This window comes from Thermococcus sp., assembly GCF_027052235.1.
Taxonomy (GTDB): Archaea; Methanobacteriota_B; Thermococci; order Thermococcales; family Thermococcaceae; genus Thermococcus.
This window is the reverse complement of sequence record NZ_JALUFF010000065.1, coordinates 1-20,773: the sequence shown is the minus strand read 5'-3', so window position 1 is coordinate 20,773 and position 20,773 is coordinate 1. Positions and strand designations below refer to the sequence as shown.

The window sequence follows — 20,773 nt, the reverse complement described above, 5'->3', positions numbered from 1 at the left end:
TGCTTTTGATACTCCGAGCCGGAGAAAAAGTTATAAAGAATGAACTCAATACATTCTGTAACTTTCATGATGAGGGGTGAGACCTTGCGTTTTGCAATAAGACTCTCACCGGGAAGAGAACCCTACAGGGTTCCGTTCAACCACCTTCACTACATCCAGGGGCTCATCTACAGGAGAATCCAGCGGAAAGACCCCGAGCTCAGCTTAAAGCTCCACAATCCCAGGGTTCCAAAGTTCTTCACGTACTCCCTTTTCATGACGGAGAGGCGGGAGTTCGTGGAGAGAAGACCCTACTTCCTCGGCCGCGGCGGGGCTTACTTCTACTTTTCCACAGCTGTCCCCGAGATAGCGGAGGCGTTCATAGGCGGACTGCTCGAAAAACCCGAGGTCGAGCTATGGGGCGAGCGGTTCATCCTGAGGGAGATCCGGGCCCTCTACGAGCCTGAAAGGCTGAGCGGCAAGAAGCTGGTTACCCTTTCGCCGATAGCGGTTTCAACAACGAGACCCCTCTTTGGAAAGCCGAGGAGCTACGATCTGGCACCTACAGACCCGGAGTTCTACGAGCATCTCAGAGAGAACCTCATCGAGAAGTACGCAGCTTTAACGGGGAAACCGCCCGAGAGCGGCGAACTGGAGGTCAGGGTATATCTCGCCAAGCCGAAGCGCTTCGAGGTAAAGCCCGGCATCTACCAGAGGGCGTGGCATCTGGTCTTCCGTGCGAGGGGCGACGAGGGCCTTCTTAGGGTGGGTTATTTAGCCGGCTTCGGGGAGAAGAACTCCATTGGTTTTGGAATGGTGAAGGTTGATGGGAGAAGAAGAACTTAGGTTTACAGGCAACTGGTTCATTGATGCCGGAATTTTAGGCTTTGTTAATTTGATGGAAGAGGTCTACGGTTGGGACTTGGAGAAGCTGCAGGAAAAGATCAAGAAAGAGCCGGAGAAGGTGTATTATGGTTATTTCCCGCTGGCTTATTTTTACAAACTCTCAAAAAACAAAAGACAAAACGTGACAAGAAAAGCTCTTCAAACAATAGAGCAATCAACGGAGAAAGGAAGAGACTTATTGGAAAAAGTATGGTGGAATCTCATTGTTAAGGTGTTCAAAGATGATTGGTTGTTTTGGAAGTTAGGGAAAATGTATGAAAAGGAAATCTTAGACAACAAGACGGGAAAGTTAAAGCCAGAGTACGACGATGAAAGATATGGAGAACTCATTAGAAAAAGAGAAGATGCACTTAACAAACTTAATGGGTGTGAGGAATTTATCAAATCACTTCTTGGAAAACGAAAGAAGTTTTTTGAAAATAACAAACACAAGTTTACACTTGAGGAGCTTGAAACACTTGAAAATGCAATATCTCAATATGATGGAGATCCTAATAACTGCTTGGAATTAATAAGAGATACCTTGAATATCCATAAGGAGCTCGAAGAGTATTTAAAGAGTCGCTGGGAGAAAGTTAAAGCTAACCAAAGTATCCTGGCAAAGAAATCCCGATTCTTCAGAATTCCTGTAGACAGTGGCTTCTATAAGAACTATTTGTTTTTCAATTATAGTAGGGGAATATTGGAGCAACTTGAGGACACATGGAATCTCATTAACGGAAATGCTGAGTATTCGAAGTACCTATCTAAGATTGACAAAACACTAAGCAAGTTCTTACCGTCGGACTCGGAGTTTTCGAATGTCTATTATACTCCTCTTAGGATTGAGCCATTGTTACAATATTCCAAATATATCTTCGTATATCTCTTGAACTTCCTTAACGCATTTAACCAGGTAAGGGGCATTGGCTACGTATTTTTCTATGGTTCCACACTTGAATTTTCATACCGCGTCAATAAGCGCCTTAGAGTGCTTCTCAAGCAGGTGTCTGAAAAACGATCGATATTCCGAGTAACGTGGCAAGCTGTTATTGATACCATCACAGAAGAAAAAGCAAAATGGAGCCTTGAAAATATGTATCTCATCCAGTTCAAAGGAATAAACCAGCAGAACCTTGTAAATGTCGAATATATAGGTATCCCCAAACTGTACGCCTCAATAATCCTCGATGACAATATTAGAGATGCCCTAAACGTTTCGATACCTATCGGAGATTCAAACATCTGGCTTCTAGGCGAATTCATAAAACAAAAGCCACTTTATCCTGTGATTTCAAAGCACCTTTGGAATGCCGTGAAAAAGAACGGCTTCCTTAACCAGAGAGCCAGTCTCTACGCCCTAGCAATTGATTCGAAGTTAAGACAGAAAGGAACATTCAAAGCTATATTTGACAAAGCCTTCTTTGAGCGCCCAAATCGAGCGGCAGTTGATGTGAAGGACTTCTACAAGGATATGAGCTACATCGCCACAGTGATCAAGGCGGTTTCCTCCGAAATTGGCGGAAAGAACCTGATTCACCCACTCTTTTCAGCGTTAAGGAGGCACAACAGAAATGCCTTCGTCAACATCCTCCTCAAAGCGCTCCTTCAGGCTAAAAGCAGGGACAAAGTTACGACGATTAACAACTACATCTTCAGGCGAATTTTAAACAACGATGCCTCTTGGGAGGATTTCGCCTTGGCTCTTGTTGTTGGCTTTGTTGGAGGCGGTGAGGATGTCGGTTCAGGACAGGATGTTGCGGAGGATTAAGACCCTAAGCAAAGACGTTCTCGGCAAAGCCGGCTCGGATAACTACCGCCAGAAGCTTGTCTTCGACCTGCTGAACGCCGTCAAGGCAAACGACCAAGACAGGTTTCTGTGGATTCTCCTGAGAGCCCTTAACGCCCATTCAAAGGACAATCCCAAGGCCAGGGAACTTGCTTCTGTGCTTATGGAAGTCTTTCCTTCTTCGGAAGCAGATTTTGAGAAGGTTGCCTACTCCGTCATACTCGGCATAATGGCCGGAGGTGAAAGCTGATGGGAAGGTTTCTGGTTATGGATGTGGTCTTTTACGGGAGCTCCCTCAACTACGACCAGGGGAGCGGGAACTATCAGGAGCTGAAGAAGATAACCCGCTGGGACGGCAGACAGTACACCCTTGTCAGCAGGTATGCGCTGAGGTACAGTCTCCTTGAAACTGGGAAGAAACTTGGTCTGTGGAATATTGCCGAGGGCGAAAAGCTCCACCGTGCTGGTAGCGGGGACAATACCGTAATACAGCCTGCGACGGATCTTCTCCTCACTGGAGAAATACTTCTGTATCCCGAGTTCGATATCTTTGGATACTTAATAACATCTACCACGCCGCAGAACTTCAGGAGTGCCCCAGCGAAGTTAAGCCACGCAGTTTCGATGACACCTTTCAACTACGATGCACTCTTCAACGCCAACCTCGGCATGGCTAACAGGATGAGAAAGGTTTACGGAGAGATGAAGCCGAATCCGTTCACCGCAGAGGAGCACGAGACATTTTACCTTTACTCACTCGTCGTTGACCTTAACGAGGTTGGGGCAGTTGATGTTTTCGTAACACTCGGCAGTGACGTTACCCTCGGAAGAGACCAGGAGAACAAAGAGATAAAGATGAAAATCGAAGATGTTGTTAACGAGGATGGCAGGGTCAAGTTCATCCTCAAGGGCAAAAAAGAGAAAAAAGAACTCGTCCAGAGCGAGAAAGTTAAGCTCGAGTCCTTTGAAAAAATTAACAACAAACTGGTCCACATCAAGTACTCGCTGTCTCCCGAGGGAAAGGAAAAGCGAGTAAAGAATCTCATAAAGGGTTTACTAAGTTTAAAACGCTCAATCAAAGGCAGGGAGGAAGACCTCAGACCTAGACTCCTAGTCCTCGGAGTTTACAAAGACACAGCTTACCAGACGTTTAAGGACAGAATTGAGCTTATCGACGAGTACAGCGAGGAGGAGTACGATGAAATCGAGGAACGCGAGGAGAACGGAAAGAAAGTTGTAATGATAAAGCACGTAGTCTCCAGGAACAGGAAGCCAATATTTAGGATTTCAGGGCTTCCCGAGGGCACAACAGTTGAGAATCTTAATGAATCGGAGGTTCTCAAACTTGTCGAGAATCTCTTTACCTCCAAAGAAGAGACCTCCAAAGAAAAGAAACTCTCCGAGGTGAAGGTCTTCAAAGATCCAAGCGTAGAAGTTAGGCTCGAGTGATGACTATGGCCGAGAAGACCCTGCTCATAGAACTGTTCCAGCCCTTTGCCCAGTACCGTAATCCTTTCACCTTTTACTACGCCCAGACTTACCCTCTACCGCCGAAGTCAACGATAATAGGTATGCTCCAAAATGCGCTTAACGATTGGTACGGCAAGGAGAGAGGAATTGATAACTGGTGGAGCCTTAAGGTCAGTGTTCATGGGGGATTCGAGAGCGTCTTCTGGAACTATCAGCAACTGATAAAGGCAACAAAGACCGGGATATCCATAGTTCATTTTAAGGGCAGGCCCACACTCTGGAACCAAAACCTCCCCCTCTACGGTTTTCCGATAACTTCACAGAGAAGCCCGGTCCTCCAGCAGGAACTCTTCAACGGCTGGCTCTACATCCTCATCAGAGGAGATAAAGACTTCCTTGGTGAGATCAAAGAGGCCATTGATAGGCCCAAAAAAGTTCTATCACTGGGCAGAAGCGAGGACGTTGTCTTCTTGAGAAGGGTCGGGTTCATTGAGGGGAAAGAAAAGAGGGCACAGGAGGTAGCGATTAGATATCCAACCTACGTCAGAGTGCCCATTGAGATGCTGAGGAAGAAGGAGTACTCGACGTATTCCACCCCAGTTAGGGTGGTCTTCAAGAACAACGGGAACCCTGTAAAGCACAAGGCGGAGATAAACGCCGAAACTTTCAGAGATGTAAAATTTGAGTCAGTAATCTACGTTGGTGCTTGGACGTTTCTCAAGTTTAAAAATAAAGTCAAGCTCGAAGAATACCCCCTTGATGATGTCCCTCTCAAGGTCGTAGCTGATGAAAAAGCAAGTGGGTGGTTGTAATGCCACAGGCAAAGATAGATGGGTTCCTCATAAAGGATAACAACACCCAAGACGCCTCTGGGAGAGAACTTCCACTAGTATCTCTTCTCAGGGCAAAAAGCGGAGAAGGCGACGTTTTGCTAATTGACCACATAAAATCCGCACTGGAGAGATGCGTTGAACTTTATAGGTTCATTGAGAATCTCGGAGAGACTATAATCTACAAGCCCCTTGGGAATCCCCAAGAGCGTTTTGAACTTTTCAAGGATTTAGCAAAGGCGATAATCATCCACGACCTTGGCAAGATAAGCCTCGACTTTCAGAGGAGACTTTATGGTAGGGAGCTCCCTACAGAACTAATTACGTTGCTTAACAAAAGTGAGGGCATAAAGGCCCGTCATGAAGTCCTATCGGTTCTCTGGAGCGCTGGATTACTCGGTAACTCAGAGAGGGATGCAAAAATCAGAACGGCGGTTCTTCTTCATCACTACAACGAATTCTTCTCCGACGACAAAGAGTTCTCCCATATAGTTGAGCTTTACCCGGATGACGTGGAAAAATATCTAGATTTTCTAGTCTCAAAGAAAAGAGAGCTTAAAAAATTCCTGGAGGACTATCTCAGAGCCATCGAGAGGGGATTAGACGAAAACTTCATCAAGGAGGCTGTTGCTGAGCTAAGGCCGGATTTTTTGGGCATAAAGGCCCTGAAAGAGAAAGTGGAAACCTGGGATGATGATTTGTCGGAGAGCGTTCAGCTTTACAATCCCAAAGAGATTGACGTTGATTTTCTGGTATTTCTGGGTACGCTGAGAAGGTGCGATTACTCCTCAAGCGGCGATTTTCCAATCGAAAGCGCTCTCGATATTTCGAAAGTTTTTGGTGATGTTGAAGAGAGGATAAGGAGAAAGATTGCGGAAAGGCTAAAGGACTGGAAAATTTCTCCCGGAAAGCTCTGGCAGGAGGAGTTATTATCTAAAAAGGATTCAGACTACCTAGTTGTTGTCGCACCCACAGGCTCTGGGAAGACCGAGCTCGGTGTTCTATGGGCAAAGAGAAGGGGTAAGCTACTCTACACGCTTCCACTTAGGGTAGCACTAAACGACCTCTACAGACGACTCTCGGAGGAATACTTTGATAGGGAATCTGTCGGCCTGCTTCACTCAACGGCTTTCATGGAGTACGTGGAAGGCTCCGGGAGTGACATTGAGGTTGAGAAGAAAGTGAACTCTGCTGGGCTTCTTGCTATGCCGGTAATGCTATCAACACCCGACCAGGTGTTTCTAACGGGTCTGAACTACTATGGCTCGGATAAGGTCGTTTCAGTCTACCCCGAATCCTGCATAGTCGTGGATGAGGTTCAAGCTTACACCCCAGAGATGGCGGCGGTCTTCCTGAAAACGCTCCAGCTTATAAAAAGGGCTGGTGGGAAAGTGCTTGTAATTACTGCGACTCTGCCACCACACGTTGAGCATTTCCTTAAAAAAGAGGGATTTGAAATCGTAGATGTCCTTGAAGAAGCTGAGAAGAATGGACTCAACGTCAAGAACCTCCATCTTAAAAGACACCTCATCAAGCTCGTGGGAAGTAATCTTTTCCGCTATACCGATAGTGGCGTGGAGTTTGTAGGCGTTGAAGATGTTCTCTCAACAATTGATAAGTTCAGAGAACACGACTTTAGGAGTCTCATGGTGGTTCTCAATAACGTAAAGAAGGCGATAGAGGCTTACAAAAGCCTTTCGGAGCAGGTTGAGGAATGGGAGGTATATCTTCTCCATTCGCGCCTTCCAGAGAAAAGAAAAGAGAAAATAATAAATGAAGTTAAGTCCAAGCTCGATAAGGGCAAGTGGGTAATTCTCATAGCGACTCAGGTAGTTGAGGCCTCGGTGGATCTTGACTTCGACGCTATGATAACCGAAATCTCACCGATAGACAGCCAGGTTCAGAGATGGGGTAGGGTCTACAGGAACAGAAGAACTGATTACAATGGGGATTCTCCCAACATCGTCGTGTTCTCTGGCATTGACCGGGGGACGAGGGCAGTGTATGGAGGGAATATTGGCTTAAAGGTGCTCCAAAAAACCATTGAAGTGATCGGCTCACTCGAAGGGAGACTCCTCGGATACGAAAACGAAAGGAACGCTATAAACGAAGTTTATAACGATAGAATACTTGAGAATTACAAAGCGCAGATTGAAATGCTCCTCACAAAGCTCGATTACTTCACACTAGAAAAGAAGAGCGAGGCCCAGAGAGTCTTCCGCCAGATGGGTGGAATGTACTTCGTGGTTCCATACTTGATGACTGATTACGGTTACAGTGAAACAGTAAAGAAGTTCGGGGAGTTGCTGAAGAACTCCAATAACTTTAGACTCAGCTGGAGCGACGTAACAAAAAAGCTTTCCCAAGAGCTTGGACGCGAAATCGGCAGATGGGAGCTCAGGAAGATACTCCAAGAGTTTTCAGTCAACGTCCCCATCTGGTTTATCCTCAGAGATGGAAACCTGCAGCATGCGCTACGCAACACCTTCAAGGGCTATCCAGTGGTTCTAACGTGGGACAAAGAAATAGCAAAGAAGCTTTGGGAGTATGGAGTTGACGATGTTGTGGGAAAGGACCTCGACGAGGGGAGCATCCTGTGAATTACACTCCTAACTGTAACACCACCAACTGTAGCAGGAATTACACCGAAAACTGTAACTCTCAATCGAACCTAACCGAAGAATACCCCCTCACCGACCTTCTCATCGGGGGCACTGAAATCAACTACCTCTTCATCTGCCCCACAAAGCTTTGGTATTTCTCACACGGCATCACGATGGAGCAAGAAAGCGAGTGGGTTGACCTCGGAAAGTTCCTACACGAGAGGCGCTACGCCAACGAGGAGAAAGAAGTCCAGATAGGGAGCATAAAGATAGACTTCATCCGGAAGGGAGACGTCATAGAGGTTCACGAGGTCAAGCTCGGAAAGTCGATGGAGGGGGCCCACGAGATGCAGGCGCTTTACTACATCTACTATCTCAAGCGGCTCGGCATTAAAGCAAAGGCGGTTCTCCACTACCCCAAGCTCAACGAGACGAAGGAGGTAACGCTGGACGGCCGCGAGGAGGAAGTGGAGGAAGCCATACGCGAGGTTCAGAGGGTGAAATCACTGCCGGCCCCGCCGGAGCCGGTCAAATCAAAGAAGTGCAAAAAGTGCGCCTACTACGAGCTGTGCTGGGTTTGAGGTGATAGTATGAGAAAACGCTCCCTCACCCTCTTCTCGGACGGGAACCTCTTCCGGAGGGAGAACACTCTATACTTCGAGAACGCCAGCGGGAGGAGACCTCTCGCCGTCGAGGGGATATACGACATCTACGTCTATGGGCATGTGAACATAAGCTCTCAGGCACTACATTTCCTTGCCCAGAGAGGAGTTGCCGTTCACTTCTTCAACCACTACGGCCACTATGACGGCAGCTTCTATCCGAGGGAAAAGCTCCACTCCGGAGACCTTGTGATAAAACAGGCCGAACACTACCTGAGCAGGGAGAAGAGACTGAAGCTTGCTAAATTATTTGTCAAAGGCTCGGCTCTCAACATGGAGCGGAACCTAAAGCGCTGGAAGGTCGCCGACAGCTTTGACAAGGAGCTTGGGGAACTATTGGGCGAACTGGAGAAAGCCCACAAAATAACCGACGTCATGAACGTCGAGGCGAGGATCAGGCAGAGCTATTACTCCTGCTGGGACGGGCACCTGCCGGAGGGCTTTAAGATAGTCAAGCGCATAAGGAGGCCGCCGGGGAACGAGATGAACGCACTCATAAGCTTCCTCAATTCCCGTTTATATGCGACCATCGTGAGCGAACTCTACAACACCCAGCTGGTTCCGACGGTGAGCTACCTCCACGAGCCTGCTGAGAGGAGGTTTTCCCTGGCTTTGGACCTGAGCGAAATATTCAAGCCGGTTATAGCGGACAGAATAGCGACTCGCTTAGTAAAGCAGAGGATAATTAGGAAAGAACACTTCCGGAGCGAGCTCAACGGTGTCCTGCTCACAAAAGAGGGCATGAAACTCGTCTTAGAGCACTACAACCGAGAGCTGGCGAAGAGCGTTAAGCATCCGGGCCTGAAGAAGAACGTCACCAAGCAGAGGCTGATAAGGCTGGAAGCGTACAAGTTGATAAAGCACTTCGTTGGGATTAAGGAGTACGAGCCGCTGGTAGCGTGGTTTTAGATAATATCCCCCAGCGGGTTCTTTTCCACCCCCATTGTTTCCCTCTGGGGCATCGAGCGGAGTTTGTAGATGACAACGGAGTCTGCATCCTCATCTATAAGTTCTTCCAGGCCGGCTTTTATGCGCTCGAACTCCGCCCGGGTTACCTCGCCCTCGAAGACGCTGTTCTGGACCCAGTGAAGGTGCTGCCTAAGGAACTTCTTCACCCTGTTCACCCGCTCGACGGAGACGTCGTAGACGATGATGATGTACATCCCACCACCAAATAAAGTAGGCCGCTGAGGTTTTAGACTTTTCTGTATCACGTTCAGATGGTCTTAAACCAAAAGTCTTCGCTTATAATGGCTTCTTTTTGGGAAACACCTCCTCCGGAGATTCTGGAAGTTTTTAATAACTTTTGGTTATTATCTAACAGTAAGTTACGCTATTAGTCATATTTTGTAACGAAATTTTTGCGGAGTTTTTGATGGGGGACGGAGACGGGCGGAAATGCACACTCTCCGGGTGAAGATGTGTCCGTTTTTATATCGCGAGGTTTAAAGTGGATTTCAGCTAATTTCACCCCCTTTCAGCGCCCCGGGAGTCTTGTGGACAACAATGTCCATTCAAGAAAACCGGATGAGAAAATGCTTTTTGTTAAATTCCTGAGCTTCAGCGGGTGATAACAGAAGCTTTTCAGGGGTTTTTCTAGGCCCCTCCAAGAAAAAGCTTATAAGATTTGAGTGTTTTTGTTTCTCTGTTGGGCGAACGGAGGAAAAAGTCGCCCTGTTGCAATAAGACTTTAGGAGAATTGAAACGAAGAGTGGGGAAAATTCAAAGCAGGCCCATTTCCCGGTTGCAATAAGACTTTAGGAGAATTGAAACACGGGCGCCAGCCTCCCCATCGGGCCCGGCTGGGCCCTCAGGTTGCAATAAGACTTTAGGAGAATTGAAACTGCTCTGTGATGGCATGGTCTATGGCAGAATCCTTGTGTTGCAATAAGACTTTAGGAGAATTGAAACGGGGTGGGTCGGCGACCTACCTCCCCCCCAAAGCCCGGTTGCAATAAGACTTTAGGAGAATTGAAACTCTGGAAGGCAAGCTTCGCGGCCAACTTCGCATCTTCGTTGCAATAAGACTTTAGGAGAATTGAAACGCAACGGGCAGGGGCTGGGAAGTGGGGTATAGCAGGGTTGCAATAAGACTTTAGGAGAATTGAAACGATTTTCCGGGCCTGGGCCCAGCCGGTCCATGTCAGTTGCAATAAGACTTTAGGAGAATTGAAACTTGGCGAGCTCTCGGAGGAGGACATCGCCGAGGTCAGGTTGCAATAAGACTTTAGGAGAATTGAAACGGAGATGGTACACCAAGGCCAACATAGCCCTTAGCAAGTTGCAATAAGACTTTAGGAGAATTGAAACCGGCTCGTCAGAGCACGAATACGCCGGGTTGTCGGGTTGCAATAAGACTTTAGGAGAATTGAAACAATGGAACTCTGGAATTCCAAAAGGAACTGAGTGGAAGTTGCAATAAGACTTTAGGAGAATTGAAACCTGGCTGGTGGGATGGGTTTGAGATTGATCCACAAAACGTTGCAATAAGACTTTAGGAGAATTGAAACTGGCAAGTTCCACATTTCCGCAATAGCCCTCCGGTATGTTGCAATAAGACTTTAGGAGAATTGAAACGAACATGTGGAGGTGAGTTGGCGAACACCCTACGCCAAGTTGCAATAAGACTTTAGGAGAATTGAAACGTAATGGCCAAGCGATAAAGGTCAACGGGGGCCGCGGTTGCAATAAGACTTTAGGAGAATTGAAACTGGCGAGATCAACCAGCTTCTCTTTGAGCTTCTTGTGTTGCAATAAGACTTTAGGAGAATTGAAACTGATGTGATCCTGACTCACTCCAGACTTCTTCGGCTTGTTGCAATAAGACTTTAGGAGAATTGAAACATGCGGTGGCCCGCTCTCTCGCTCCGGGCATCTTTGCGTTGCAATAAGACTTTAGGAGAATTGAAACAAGAAGGGTCACTTTCTCAGAGACAAGCCCATCTTAGGTTGCAATAAGACTTTAGGAGAATTGAAACACGAGTTGGTCATCAAAGTCGGGCTTCTTTTGTTTCACGTTGCAATAAGACTTTAGGAGAATTGAAACGATGAAGAAGGAAAGGAGCCGAAACCCTTCATACCGCAGTTGCAATAAGACTTTAGGAGAATTGAAACCTGTGATGTTGTCGCTGTTGAGGTGCTGAATCTTGGGTTGCAATAAGACTTTAGGAGAATTGAAACCTCGACGGTTTACCGTAACATTGCGAAGCTCAAGGAGGTTGCAATAAGACTTTAGGAGAATTGAAACAAGCGCCACTCCTAAGGAGCGTTACGGCCATCACGACCTCGTTGCAATAAGACTTTAGGAGAATTGAAACAACTAAAAGTCAAAGCTCCCACTTCATTCCTTCCTCATGAGTTGCAATAAGACTTTAGGAGAATTGAAACGGACTTTTATGTGCGCGGGTACGTGTTCACTGGGTAGTTGCAATAAGACTTTAGGAGAATTGAAACGCCGGATATACTGGAGAGGATAAAACGGGTACTCCCCCCACGTTGCAATAAGACTTTAGGAGAATTGAAACCTGAGAATATCTCCTTTATATCCTCCTCCGTGGCGAAGTTGCAATAAGACTTTAGGAGAATTGAAACGAGGCCTACGACATAACGCCAATAATCCTCTTCCTCGTTGCAATAAGACTTTAGGAGAATTGAAACTATGGAGTCTTTGTGGTCGAGTATGAGGCTAAGAGGAGTTGCAATAAGACTTTAGGAGAATTGAAACAACGCTAAAGCGGTTCGGGTTTCCTGCTCTCTCGATAAGTTGCAATAAGACTTTAGGAGAATTGAAACAGCAGGAATGCCCACATAGTCGGCACAATAAACACCAAGTTGCAATAAGACTTTAGGAGAATTGAAACGGGATAAGCTCCTTGTAGTGTCCCGATATCTGTTCAATGTTGCAATAAGACTTTAGGAGAATTGAAACTGCGTTACGACATTGCAGGACAAGGAGCCGTTCATCAGTTGCAATAAGACTTTAGGAGAATTGAAACCAGGTTTACTTGGAAATGTACTCGGTGATAGAAATAAGTGTTGCAATAAGACTTTAGGAGAATTGAAACGAGGAGAGGGCTTATCTGAGGCGCATCAGGGCAGAGGTTGCAATAAGACTTTAGGAGAATTGAAACTTATTACGACTGGTGTTATAATAAACCGGTGAGGCTGGTTGCAATAAGACTTTAGGAGAATTGAAACTTTGTCAAACTTCTTATCTATTAGCTCAATAGCGAGTTGCAATAAGACTTTAGGAGAATTGAAACAGGGCCTCTGCGAGGTCTTCTGGGTCATCTACGGTGTAAAAGTTGCAATAAGACTTTAGGAGAATTGAAACTTACCGGTCTCTACAGGGTATCCTAGCTTTCTCGTTGCAATAAGACTTTAGGAGAATTGAAACTTGGCAACAAGCAAAAGAGCATACTCCACTATAATGAGTTGCAATAAGACTTTAGGAGAATTGAAACCAGGTTTATACAAACGCTGAAGTTTTCCCACCTGAAACGTTGCAATAAGACTTTAGGAGAATTGAAACCTCCGGGCTGGATGGCGAGGCTTACTGTCCATGCTCCGTTGCAATAAGACTTTAGGAGAATTGAAACGAACTTGGTCATAGCCTCTCGGATAAGGTTAGAAATGTTGCAATAAGACTTTAGGAGAATTGAAACGAATACGAGCGCGTCGAGGTCATAGAGCGAGAACTGGGTTGCAATAAGACTTTAGGAGAATTGAAACGATAAGACGCCGTTATGGTCTTCTTAAGCACAATAGCCGTTGCAATAGGACTCTGGGAGAATAAAAAGAAAACCTCAGACCTTTATCCTCTTCCACACGGTTCCCTCTGGAGTATCTTCAAGCTGGATTCCGAGGTTCCTGAGCTCGGCCCTTATTTTGTCCGCTAGCTCGAACTTCCTCTCCTTCCTTAGCTGGGCGCGAACCTCTACGAGGAGCTTTATCAGGGCTTCCTCGTTGCTGGCCTTCTCTTCGCGGAAGTAGTCCTCGAAGAGACCGAAGACCTCTCCGGCAGTCCTAAAGAACTCAAGGGCCTTCCTCAGGATGCTCTCCTTTGGCCTCTCGACGAGAGTTAGATAGCGGTTGACCGCGTTGCTGACCTCGAAGAGGGCCCTGAGGGCCTCGGCGGTGTTGAAGTCGTCGTCCATCGCGTCGTAAAACTTCTTCCTGGCATTTCTTATGGCCTCGTAGGCCTCGAACTCGGGCTTTTCCCACCTGAAGGCTATCTCGGCCTTTTCCATCGCCACGCGGATGTTCTCAAGGGTGTTGTAGAGCCTCTCAAGGTTGTTCTTGGCGTGCATCAGGCCCTCCTCGGTGTAGTCGAGGGGCGAGCGGTAGTGCCTCTGCAGAACGAAGAGTCTTATCACCTCGGGGCTGTATCTCTGGAGGAGCTCCCTGACGGTGACGAAGTTCCCGAGGCTCTTGCTCATCTTCTCCCCATCAACCATGACGAAGCCCGTGTGGAGCCAGTAGCGGACCCACTCGTGGCCGAAGCAGGCCTCGCTCTGGGCTATCTCGTTCTCGTGGTGCGGGAAGATGAGGTCGTTTCCCCCGCCGTGGATGTCGAAGCTCTCGCCGAGGTATTTACTGCTCATCGTGGAGCACTCTATGTGCCAGCCCGGCCTCCCCTCTCCCCAGGGGCTTTCCCATTTGGGCTCACCGGGCTTGGCCTTCTTCCATAGGGCGAAGTCCTCGGGATTTTTCTTCCCCTCGCCGGGCTCAACGCGGGCCCCTTTAACGAGGTCTTCCAGCCTTATTTTGCTCAGCTTGCCGTATTCCCTGAACTTCCTGACCTCGAAGTAAACCCCGTCGCTTCCCTCGTAGGCGTAGCCCTTCTCCTGGAGCTTCTTCACGAACTCTATTATGTCGTCCATGTGCTCAGTAACGCGGGGATACACGTCGGCGGGTTTAACCTTCAAAGCCTCCATGTCTTCAAGGAATATCCTCAAAAACCTCTCGGCGAGCTCCTTCGGGTCTTCACCGGTCTCGTTGGCCCTCTTTATTATCTTGTCGTCTATATCGGTAAAGTTCATCACCATGAGAACCGTGTAGCCCCTGTGCTCCAGATAGCGCCGTATAACGTCGAAGGCTATGTACGTCCTCGCGTGGCCGAGATGGGGATAATCGTAAACCGTCGGGCCGCAAACGTACATTCTCACCTCGCCTTCCCTGAGGGGCCTGAACTCTTCCTTCTGTCGGGTGAGGGTGTTGTAAACCCTGATGGCCATTTTCTCCATCACCAAAGGGAAGTGGCGGGGCGGTTTTATTAGGTTATCGTCGGGAAAGCTTAAAAACCGAGTTCCAAAGAGGGAGTAGAACAGAAAAAGGGGGTTGCAGTCATGGTCAAGGTTGAGAAAGGAGACGTCATAAGGCTCCGCTACACCGGCAGGATAAAGGAGACCGGCGAGATTTTTGACACAACCGATGAGGAAATAGCGAAGAAGGCTGGCATTTACAGGGAGGACGGCGTTTACGGCCCGGTTCCCGTGGCAGTTGGGGCCGGCCACGTTATAAAAGGGCTCGATGAAGCCTTAGAGGGTCTTGAGGTCGGCAAGAAGTACGAAATTGAGGTTCCGCCCGAGAAGGGCTTCGGAAAGAGGGACAGGAAGCTCATCAAGACCTTCACACTCGGCCAGTTCAGGAAGAGTGGGCTCGTCCCCTTCCCGGGCATGCCCGTCGAGATAGAGACCGAGAGCGGAAGGAAGCTCAAGGGAAGGGTTCTGACCGTTAGCGGTGGTCGCGTTAGGGTTGACTTCAACCACCCCTACGCTGGAAAACATCTGATCTACGAGGTCGAGGTCGTTGAGAAAATCGAAGACCCGATAGAGAAGGTCAAGGCAATGATAGAGCTCCGCCTCCCGAGGGTTGATGCCAACAAGGTCATCATAGAGGTCGGCGAGAAGGACGTGGTGGTTGACTTCACACCCGTTCTCGACGAGACCGACAGGGGCACATTGGCCCTCGGCGAGATACTCCTCGAAAGCGACCTCAAGTTCCTCGGTTACGAGGAGATAACCTTCAAGCCGAGCGTTGAGGAGCTCCTAAAGCCACCCGGCGAGGAAGAGGAGGCCGAAAGCGAAGAGGGAGCAGAGGAGAAGGAAGAGGTGGAAAAAGCCGGGGAAGCAACTGAAGAGGAAGGGGATGAAGAGAACGCTGAAGAAAGCGAGGAAAGTGATGAAGCCGAAGAGAAGAAGGTGGAAACCGAGGAGCAGGCTGAGAAGGAGTGAGCATGAAGGATTACATCCTCTTTCTTTTGCTTCTCCCCCTGAGCTTAGTCCCCTGGCTGGTCAGGACTACCTTCTGGGGCCACGTTGCGGTGGTTCTGGTAGCTTATCTCCTCGTTCCCTTACTCGTCTCCACGGCCCTCGATTACAGGCCAGAGGAGGTCGGCCTCTCAAAGCCCAAGAGGAGGGGGCTCGTTCTTTTCCTCCTTCTCTTCATTCTCTCCATCCCGCTGAGCATCTACGGGGCAACGATTCCGTCAATGAGAAACTACTACCCGGTCTTCCCGTATTCTGGAGTCGCGACGTTTTTGCTCGGCGAGCTCGGAATGGGTTTGATAATGCTCGCCCACGAGGCCTTCTACAGGGGCTTCCTCCTCTTCCCCCTCGCTAGAAAAAATGAATGGCTCGCTGTACTCCTCCAGGATATCCCCTACACGCTCGTCCACGTCGGAAAACCGGGGATTGAGGTGCCCTACGCGTTCATAGCGGGGATAATCTTTGCAAAAATGGATTTGGAAGGGGAGAGCTTCCTCCCAAGTTTTCTCCTTCACTGGCTCGGCTCGGCGTTCTTTGATTTTCTATGCGCCTCCAGCTTCGCGGTTCCATAGCCGACGAAGAGCAGTTTATCCGGGTCTAGGGCCTTAACGACCTCCGGCCTGTGGGTGATTATCAGCGCCGTTATCCCGGCCTCGCGGATTATCTCGGCGACCTTCTTGGCAACGCGCATGGCCGTAAGCGTATCGAGATGTGCCGCAAACTCGTCTATGAGGAGGAGGTTCGGCTTCTCGGCCAAAAGCGAAGCTATCTTTGCCCTCTCCTTCTGTCCAGTGCTCAGCTCGGAAAACTTCGCCCTGTAGAGAACGGCGTCGCTCAAGCCCGCCCTGTTGAGAACTTCAACCGCTGCATTAAGGTCTTTAATCTTCCTGTAAACGTGCTCAAGGATGCTCTCCGAGCCAAAGACTGGCTCAAATTCGCCCGGAATCATGACGGAAACTCTGGCGTTGTCGGGCACCTCTATCTCTCCGCTCGTGGGCCTGAAGCGCTCCTCCCACCAGCCGTTGGCCGAGCCGAGAATGAGCCTCAGCAGGGTCGTTTTTCCAGCCCCACTTGCCCCGACAACAGCAACCAGCTCGCCGGGCTTTATCTCAAAGTTGAGGTTCCTCAAAACGGGCCTCTGGATGACGCGGTGCCTTACACCAAAGGCCTTCAAAAGCTCCTGTATTTCCTCGGGCAGGCCTTTGATGTCCAGCTCGCTCTCGAAGACCTTTGAGACGTTCCTGAAAACTATCGGGCCCTTTAGGGGCTCAACCTTCCCGTAGCTCGGGCGCCACAGCCTCCCATCTTTGGGGGCGTAGGGGTCTTCCCTTAAAAAGCGCTCGATGTACTCCTTAGCTTCGTCCGTGAGCGGGTAGAAGAGGACCGGCCTTCCGCTGGCAGTTTCCCAGAGGAACTTGAAGCCGACCTTCTCGAAGAAGGGGTTGTAGCGCGCCATCTGGGCTATGGTTTCAACTATGTGCTTCCTCTTCCTCATCTCAGGGATTCTCCTCTCGGCTATCCACTCGAGGGCCGACTTAACGCTCAGCTGGCCCAGCCCGTCGGAGCGGTAGTCGGGATGGACGACTACTCTGGCAATCCTAGCCCCAGCGGTGTTGGTCTCTGCTAAAGCCCGCCACTTCGCCTGCTCCCAGAGGTAGGAGCGCGCCACCTTCCTCCCGTACTTTTTCCTCAGTTCCTCGTAGAGTTCCTTCATTATCCGCTCGGGCCAGAAGGCCGGATGAAACCAGTCCTCAGGAAAAACCTTCTCGCGGATGTTCTTTTCCACTTCCCCGTTTGGAAGCCTGCGGTGCATCAGCGGTATCGGCGGGTCAACTCTCACGTAGCTTAGAATCCTCGGCTCGTACTCCTCCCTTTCGACGAGCTCAAGAATCAGGAAGCGCGATGCTGGAGTTGAGCCCTTGATTTCCAGAATGTGAACGTCCTCGCTCCCGCAGACTGGGCACTTCTCCCTCGTGTTGGCCTCGAAGATATGACCGTTCTCACAGCGCCAGAGGGCCACTTTCTCCTTCTGGCTGGCGTAGTGATACTGCTCAAGCTCGGCTATCGCCTCGAAATCGCTCTCGTACTTTGCTTCCCTAGCCCTTATCCTGTAGGTGTAGAGCAGCTCACCCGTTAAAGGCGAGTAGCGCTTTGCCTCGACGTCCTTCTCCCAGAGGGGCCATACCAAGACCTTCTCCCCGCTGTAGAACTTCCAGAGTTTGTAATCGTCGAAGTCGAGGACTTTAAAGCCTTCCTTCTCCCTGGGCTTATCAGTTATCTCTATCTCAACTTCGTCTCCGGTCAGAAACCACTGGGCAACGTTTCCAGTCATGTAGAGCCTGTAGGTTCCGGTATTGGTCTCAACGTCAAGAACCCCAAACCACCGGTGCTTGAAGCGCGGGATTTCACTACCGGCAACCTTTCCCCTTACGAGCATGGAACCACCGGGGAGAATAGGAAAAAGAAGTTAAAACGTTAGCCCAGCAGATGTTCAACCCTCTCAACAACCTCTTTGGTGTTTCTCCCGAAGATCAAAACCATCGGCTCCTTGCCCCAGTCTCCAAGGTGGTAGATTAAATCTGGCCTCTTACCGGCTCTTTTCACGGCGCTCTCTATCCCCCACTCCATAGTTCCCTTCTCGGCCCTCTTCACCTCCTCCGGCTCCTCCCTTCTATTGTAGAAGGAGACAACGAGGCCAAGCCTTTTGGCCTTTTCGACGAGTTCCTCCGAATAGCGGAGGTTAAGAACGGCCGTGACTTCTGGATAAAACTCGCGCATCTTTAGGAGAGCCCTCCTCAGGTGGTCGCTGGCGTTGAGCTCAACCGGGCCGACGGGCTTAACCGTTTTTCCGTAGCGGACTATCCTACCCTTCACGGCAAAGACCTCGTTGAAAGGCGTCGCCAAGGCGAAGTTCGTTCCCACCTCCGGGATGTGGGGGTTCAGCTTTTCGCCGAGCTTCACGAGTTCTCCAACGGCTTCTTCAAGCTCTTCTCTAGCTCTCCAGCGGTGGGCGTCCCTCTCAAGCTCCCAGAGGGGATTAACGGCTCTGGCTTCAGCCTTCGAGAACCTTATTGAGCCTTCAACGAAGCGCTTTGCCCTTTCAACGGCCTCTGGAAGCTTAAACCCCTTAGCAAGGAACGCTGCCAGAGCAGAGGAAAAAGCACAGCCGGTCCCGTGGGTGAAGCCCTCCACCATTTCCCCGGGAAACTCGTAAAACTTACCTTTCCAGTAGAGGACGTCCGTGTAGCTTAAATGCCCGCCCTTGACAACGACGGCCTCTACTTCAAGTCCCTCAGCGATTATTCTTGCCGCTTCTTTCATATCCTCGACCGAGCGGATTTTAATTCCGCTCAGCGCTTCCGCCTCGGGGATGTTGGGAGTGACTATTGAACCCGGGATGAGCGTCTTGACGGAGTCAACCGAGTCCACGAGCTTTGCACCGGTGCTCGATTCCATGACGGGGTCAAAAACCCTCAGAAGACCCCCCGTCTCCTCCGCGACAATCTTTGCTACCTTTCCGTTACCAAGCATTCCGATTTTGACTGCTCTGATTTCGAAGTGGCCTTTGACGGCCCTTATCTGCTCCCTCACGACCCCCGGTGGGAGGATGTGATAACCTCTTACTTCCGCGGGGTTCTGATAGGTGATGGAGGTAAGAACGGGAAGTGGGTGTTCACCCAGGGCTGAAACTGTCTCGATGTCGGCCTTTAAACCGGCTCCACCCCCCGTGTCGAGGCCCGCTATAATCAAAACGGCCATTTCATCACCTCAGCTTCTGGAGAATTTCAAAGGCCGCTTTCCTCCCGCTCAGGAACATACCACCGAATATCGGCCCCATCCTCGGCGCTCCAGCTAAAGCGTTCGCCGCCATGCCTGTGACGTAGAGGCCAGGGAACACCTCCCTCGTGTGCTTCACCGTCAGCTCTTCGCCCTTCTCGGCCCACATAGGCCCCTCGCCGGGAATCCTCTCTATCAGCCCGCGCTTGAGGAGGTGCTGGCTTATTTGAGCGTCATGGCCCGTTGAATCGACGACGAATCTGGCCTCGACGGTTAGGGGGTCAACGTGGAGGCCCGTCATCATTACCGGCGTCCAGTTGATGACGATTCCGACGACGCGGTTTTCCTTAACAACCAAATCCTCGACCTCAATCATGTTGAAGAACTTCACACCAGCTTTCACAGCTTTGCTCGCTATAGTGGTTGCAGTCTCTATGGCATCGGCAACGTAGAGGCCGTTTTTGAAGGGTCTGTAGTTTATCCCGAACTCGTCGAGGATTTCTTTCGCTTCCTCCTGAACTACTATCCTGTTGAAACCCATTGCACCGCCCCAGATTCCGCCTCCTATTGAGAGCTTCTTCTCAAATATCGCCACCTTCGCTCCATTCTTTGCCAGGTAGTAGCCGGCGACCATTCCGGAGGGACCGGCACCTACAATGGCAACATCCAGCGAAAGGTTCTCAAGGAGATCGTTGAAGTATGCCTCGACTATCGCCCTGCTTATCTCGACCTCCTTCATAGCAATCACCCAAAACCTTTAAGCCGCTGTCAAAACTGAGTTTTGGAATTTAAAAACCTTGTTATGAATTGGTTTTAGAAATCAGCTTTAGATCATAATAAAATCAAAAGGGATAGTGGAAATCAATGACCTGTTGGGTTTTCAGGGTTCTCTGTGGGACAGTACCTATTGTGTGGATCACAGGGAGGATTGTATCCTGAACTCCCAGGTATGAAGATATCACCAAACATTCCCGTGAGGGGATATTTCCTGCCCTTGTACTCAAACCTAACCTTGCTGGAGTACATCGTGAGACGAACGTTGGTGTCTTTGTACGTTTCTTTTAGTGCTAATGAGAGGCTGACCAATGAAGACGTTCTTGTTTCTTTGGTTAATCCCACACCAATCGCCAAGGTAAAAGGTGCAACTTTTGTGTTTCCACTTCCAATAACACCCAATACCGGCGCCGAAGCCGAAAACAGTGGAAGGGTGTCTACCCTGTGACCAAAGTAGTAGGTATTGGTGAGGATTCCTCCCGTGCTCTCTATATTGCCTCTAGTATCCCAATACCAATGTACAAACCACATGGTTCTGCTCATTGGCCCACCAGTTCTACTTGGCCATCCTGCTTCAACGAATTTCCTTAAATGCATGTCATTTTCATCAGGTTTTCCAAGAACCACATAAGCGTAGGTGTCTAGAGGCTTCTTGTTCCAGACTTCTCCGTTAACATAATCAACTCTATAGAGTTGATACTTTGCAAATACAGCACTTCCCCTAACTCCGGCCCCA

15 protein-coding genes, 1 pseudogene and 1 CRISPR repeat array are annotated in these 20,773 nt (G+C 49.4%); of the genes and pseudogenes, 10 read left to right on the top strand and 6 right to left on the bottom strand.

Features of this window, described 5'->3' with window-relative positions; all coding sequences use genetic code 11:
* The first annotated feature begins 39 nt into the window (after positions 1–39).
* The 8 genes from cas6 to cas1b all read left to right on the top strand — a co-directional run bounded on the left by cas6 (position 40) and on the right by cas1b (position 9,127).
* On the top strand, positions 40–825 hold the full coding sequence (gene cas6 / locus MVC73_RS08965; protein WP_297509981.1) for a CRISPR-associated endoribonuclease Cas6: 786 nt from the start codon (positions 40–42) through the stop codon (positions 823–825).
* The gene (locus MVC73_RS08960; RefSeq protein ID WP_297509978.1) at positions 806–2,635 is read left to right on the top strand and encodes a hypothetical protein; all 1,830 of its coding nucleotides are present in this window, start codon (positions 806–808) and stop codon (positions 2,633–2,635) included. The genes cas6 and MVC73_RS08960 overlap by 20 nt, the downstream gene beginning before the upstream one ends.
* Positions 2,595–2,903 carry a hypothetical protein gene (locus MVC73_RS08955; RefSeq protein ID WP_297509975.1) on the top strand — a complete coding sequence of 103 codons (309 nt, stop codon included), beginning with the start codon at positions 2,595–2,597 and terminating at the stop codon, positions 2,901–2,903. The genes MVC73_RS08960 and MVC73_RS08955 overlap by 41 nt, the downstream gene beginning before the upstream one ends.
* Entirely contained in the window at positions 2,903–4,102 is a 1,200-nt protein-coding gene (cas7i, locus tag MVC73_RS08950; RefSeq protein WP_297509972.1) for a type I-B CRISPR-associated protein Cas7/Cst2/DevR, read from the top strand. Before MVC73_RS08955 ends, cas7i begins: the two co-directional genes overlap by 1 nt.
* Complete coding sequence (cas5b, locus tag MVC73_RS08945; protein ID WP_297509969.1) at positions 4,102–4,935, top strand: type I-B CRISPR-associated protein Cas5b; 834 nt, start codon at positions 4,102–4,104, stop codon at positions 4,933–4,935. The genes cas7i and cas5b overlap by 1 nt, the downstream gene beginning before the upstream one ends.
* Positions 4,935–7,553 carry a CRISPR-associated helicase Cas3' gene (gene cas3 / locus MVC73_RS08940; protein ID WP_297509966.1) on the top strand — a complete coding sequence of 873 codons (2,619 nt, stop codon included), beginning with the start codon at positions 4,935–4,937 and terminating at the stop codon, positions 7,551–7,553. The genes cas5b and cas3 overlap by 1 nt, the downstream gene beginning before the upstream one ends.
* A gap of 104 nt (positions 7,554–7,657) precedes the next feature.
* Complete coding sequence (gene cas4 / locus MVC73_RS08935) at positions 7,658–8,137, top strand: CRISPR-associated protein Cas4 (protein WP_297509997.1); 480 nt, start codon at positions 7,658–7,660, stop codon at positions 8,135–8,137.
* 9 nt (positions 8,138–8,146) lie between these two features.
* The gene (gene cas1b, locus MVC73_RS08930) at positions 8,147–9,127 is read left to right on the top strand and encodes a type I-B CRISPR-associated endonuclease Cas1b (protein ID WP_297509963.1); all 981 of its coding nucleotides are present in this window, start codon (positions 8,147–8,149) and stop codon (positions 9,125–9,127) included.
* Here cas1b and cas2 read toward each other — a convergent pair.
* Positions 9,124–9,381, bottom strand: coding sequence for a CRISPR-associated endonuclease Cas2 (gene cas2, locus MVC73_RS08925; protein ID WP_297509960.1), 258 nt, complete (start codon positions 9,379–9,381; stop codon positions 9,124–9,126). The genes cas1b and cas2 overlap by 4 nt on opposite strands.
* 513 nt (positions 9,382–9,894) lie before the next feature.
* Positions 9,895–13,017: a CRISPR direct-repeat array (repeat unit 30 nt; unit sequence GTTGCAATAAGACTTTAGGAGAATTGAAAC).
* Between the two features lie 6 nt (positions 13,018–13,023).
* A complete protein-coding gene (cysS, locus tag MVC73_RS08920) occupies positions 13,024–14,454 on the bottom strand; it encodes a cysteine--tRNA ligase (protein ID WP_297509994.1) in 1,431 nt (476 codons plus the stop codon).
* 111 nt (positions 14,455–14,565) lie between these two features.
* On the opposite strand from cysS, the gene MVC73_RS08915 reads away from it, so the two are divergent.
* Both MVC73_RS08915 and mrtA read left to right on the top strand, forming a co-directional pair.
* Entirely contained in the window at positions 14,566–15,453 is an 888-nt protein-coding gene (locus MVC73_RS08915) for a peptidylprolyl isomerase (protein WP_297509956.1), read from the top strand.
* A gap of 2 nt (positions 15,454–15,455) precedes the next feature.
* On the top strand, positions 15,456–16,058 hold the full coding sequence (gene mrtA / locus MVC73_RS08910; RefSeq protein WP_297509953.1) for a CPBP family archaeomyxosortase MrtA: 603 nt from the start codon (positions 15,456–15,458) through the stop codon (positions 16,056–16,058).
* On the opposite strand, the gene MVC73_RS08905 is transcribed toward mrtA, so the two are convergent.
* The 4 genes and pseudogenes from MVC73_RS08905 to MVC73_RS08890 all read right to left on the bottom strand — a co-directional run.
* Entirely contained in the window at positions 15,998–17,923 is a 1,926-nt protein-coding gene (locus MVC73_RS08905; RefSeq protein WP_297509917.1) for an ATP-binding cassette domain-containing protein, read from the bottom strand. The two genes, mrtA and MVC73_RS08905, sit on opposite strands and share 61 nt — an antisense overlap.
* A 38-nt stretch (positions 17,924–17,961) precedes the next feature.
* The gene (gene thiD, locus MVC73_RS08900; RefSeq protein WP_297509914.1) at positions 17,962–19,245 is read right to left on the bottom strand and encodes a bifunctional hydroxymethylpyrimidine kinase/phosphomethylpyrimidine kinase; all 1,284 of its coding nucleotides are present in this window, start codon (positions 19,243–19,245) and stop codon (positions 17,962–17,964) included.
* A gap of 4 nt (positions 19,246–19,249) precedes the next feature.
* Positions 19,250–20,002 carry a sulfide-dependent adenosine diphosphate thiazole synthase gene (locus MVC73_RS08895; RefSeq protein ID WP_297509911.1) on the bottom strand — a complete coding sequence of 251 codons (753 nt, stop codon included), beginning with the start codon at positions 20,000–20,002 and terminating at the stop codon, positions 19,250–19,252.
* A gap of 122 nt (positions 20,003–20,124) precedes the next feature.
* A pseudogene (locus MVC73_RS08890) lies at positions 20,125–20,773 on the bottom strand (hypothetical protein); the annotation flags it as partial.

Coding starts and splice junctions, on each gene's coding strand:
- cas6 (WP_297509981.1), top strand. CDS start 40: ATGAACTCAATACATTCTGTAACTTTCATGATGAGGGGTGAGACCTTG.
- MVC73_RS08960 (WP_297509978.1), top strand. CDS start 806: ATGGGAGAAGAAGAACTTAGGTTTACAGGCAACTGGTTCATTGATGCC.
- cas7i (WP_297509972.1), top strand. CDS start 2,903: ATGGGAAGGTTTCTGGTTATGGATGTGGTCTTTTACGGGAGCTCCCTC.
- cas5b (WP_297509969.1), top strand. CDS start 4,102: ATGACTATGGCCGAGAAGACCCTGCTCATAGAACTGTTCCAGCCCTTT.
- cas3 (WP_297509966.1), top strand. CDS start 4,935: ATGCCACAGGCAAAGATAGATGGGTTCCTCATAAAGGATAACAACACC.
- cas1b (WP_297509963.1), top strand. CDS start 8,147: ATGAGAAAACGCTCCCTCACCCTCTTCTCGGACGGGAACCTCTTCCGG.
- cas2 (WP_297509960.1), bottom strand. CDS start 9,381: ATGTACATCATCATCGTCTACGACGTCTCCGTCGAGCGGGTGAACAGG.
- cysS (WP_297509994.1), bottom strand. CDS start 14,454: ATGGCCATCAGGGTTTACAACACCCTCACCCGACAGAAGGAAGAGTTC.
- MVC73_RS08915 (WP_297509956.1), top strand. CDS start 14,566: ATGGTCAAGGTTGAGAAAGGAGACGTCATAAGGCTCCGCTACACCGGC.
- mrtA (WP_297509953.1), top strand. CDS start 15,456: ATGAAGGATTACATCCTCTTTCTTTTGCTTCTCCCCCTGAGCTTAGTC.
- MVC73_RS08905 (WP_297509917.1), bottom strand. CDS start 17,923: ATGCTCGTAAGGGGAAAGGTTGCCGGTAGTGAAATCCCGCGCTTCAAG.
- thiD (WP_297509914.1), bottom strand. CDS start 19,245: ATGGCCGTTTTGATTATAGCGGGCCTCGACACGGGGGGTGGAGCCGGT.
- MVC73_RS08895 (WP_297509911.1), bottom strand. CDS start 20,002: ATGAAGGAGGTCGAGATAAGCAGGGCGATAGTCGAGGCATACTTCAAC.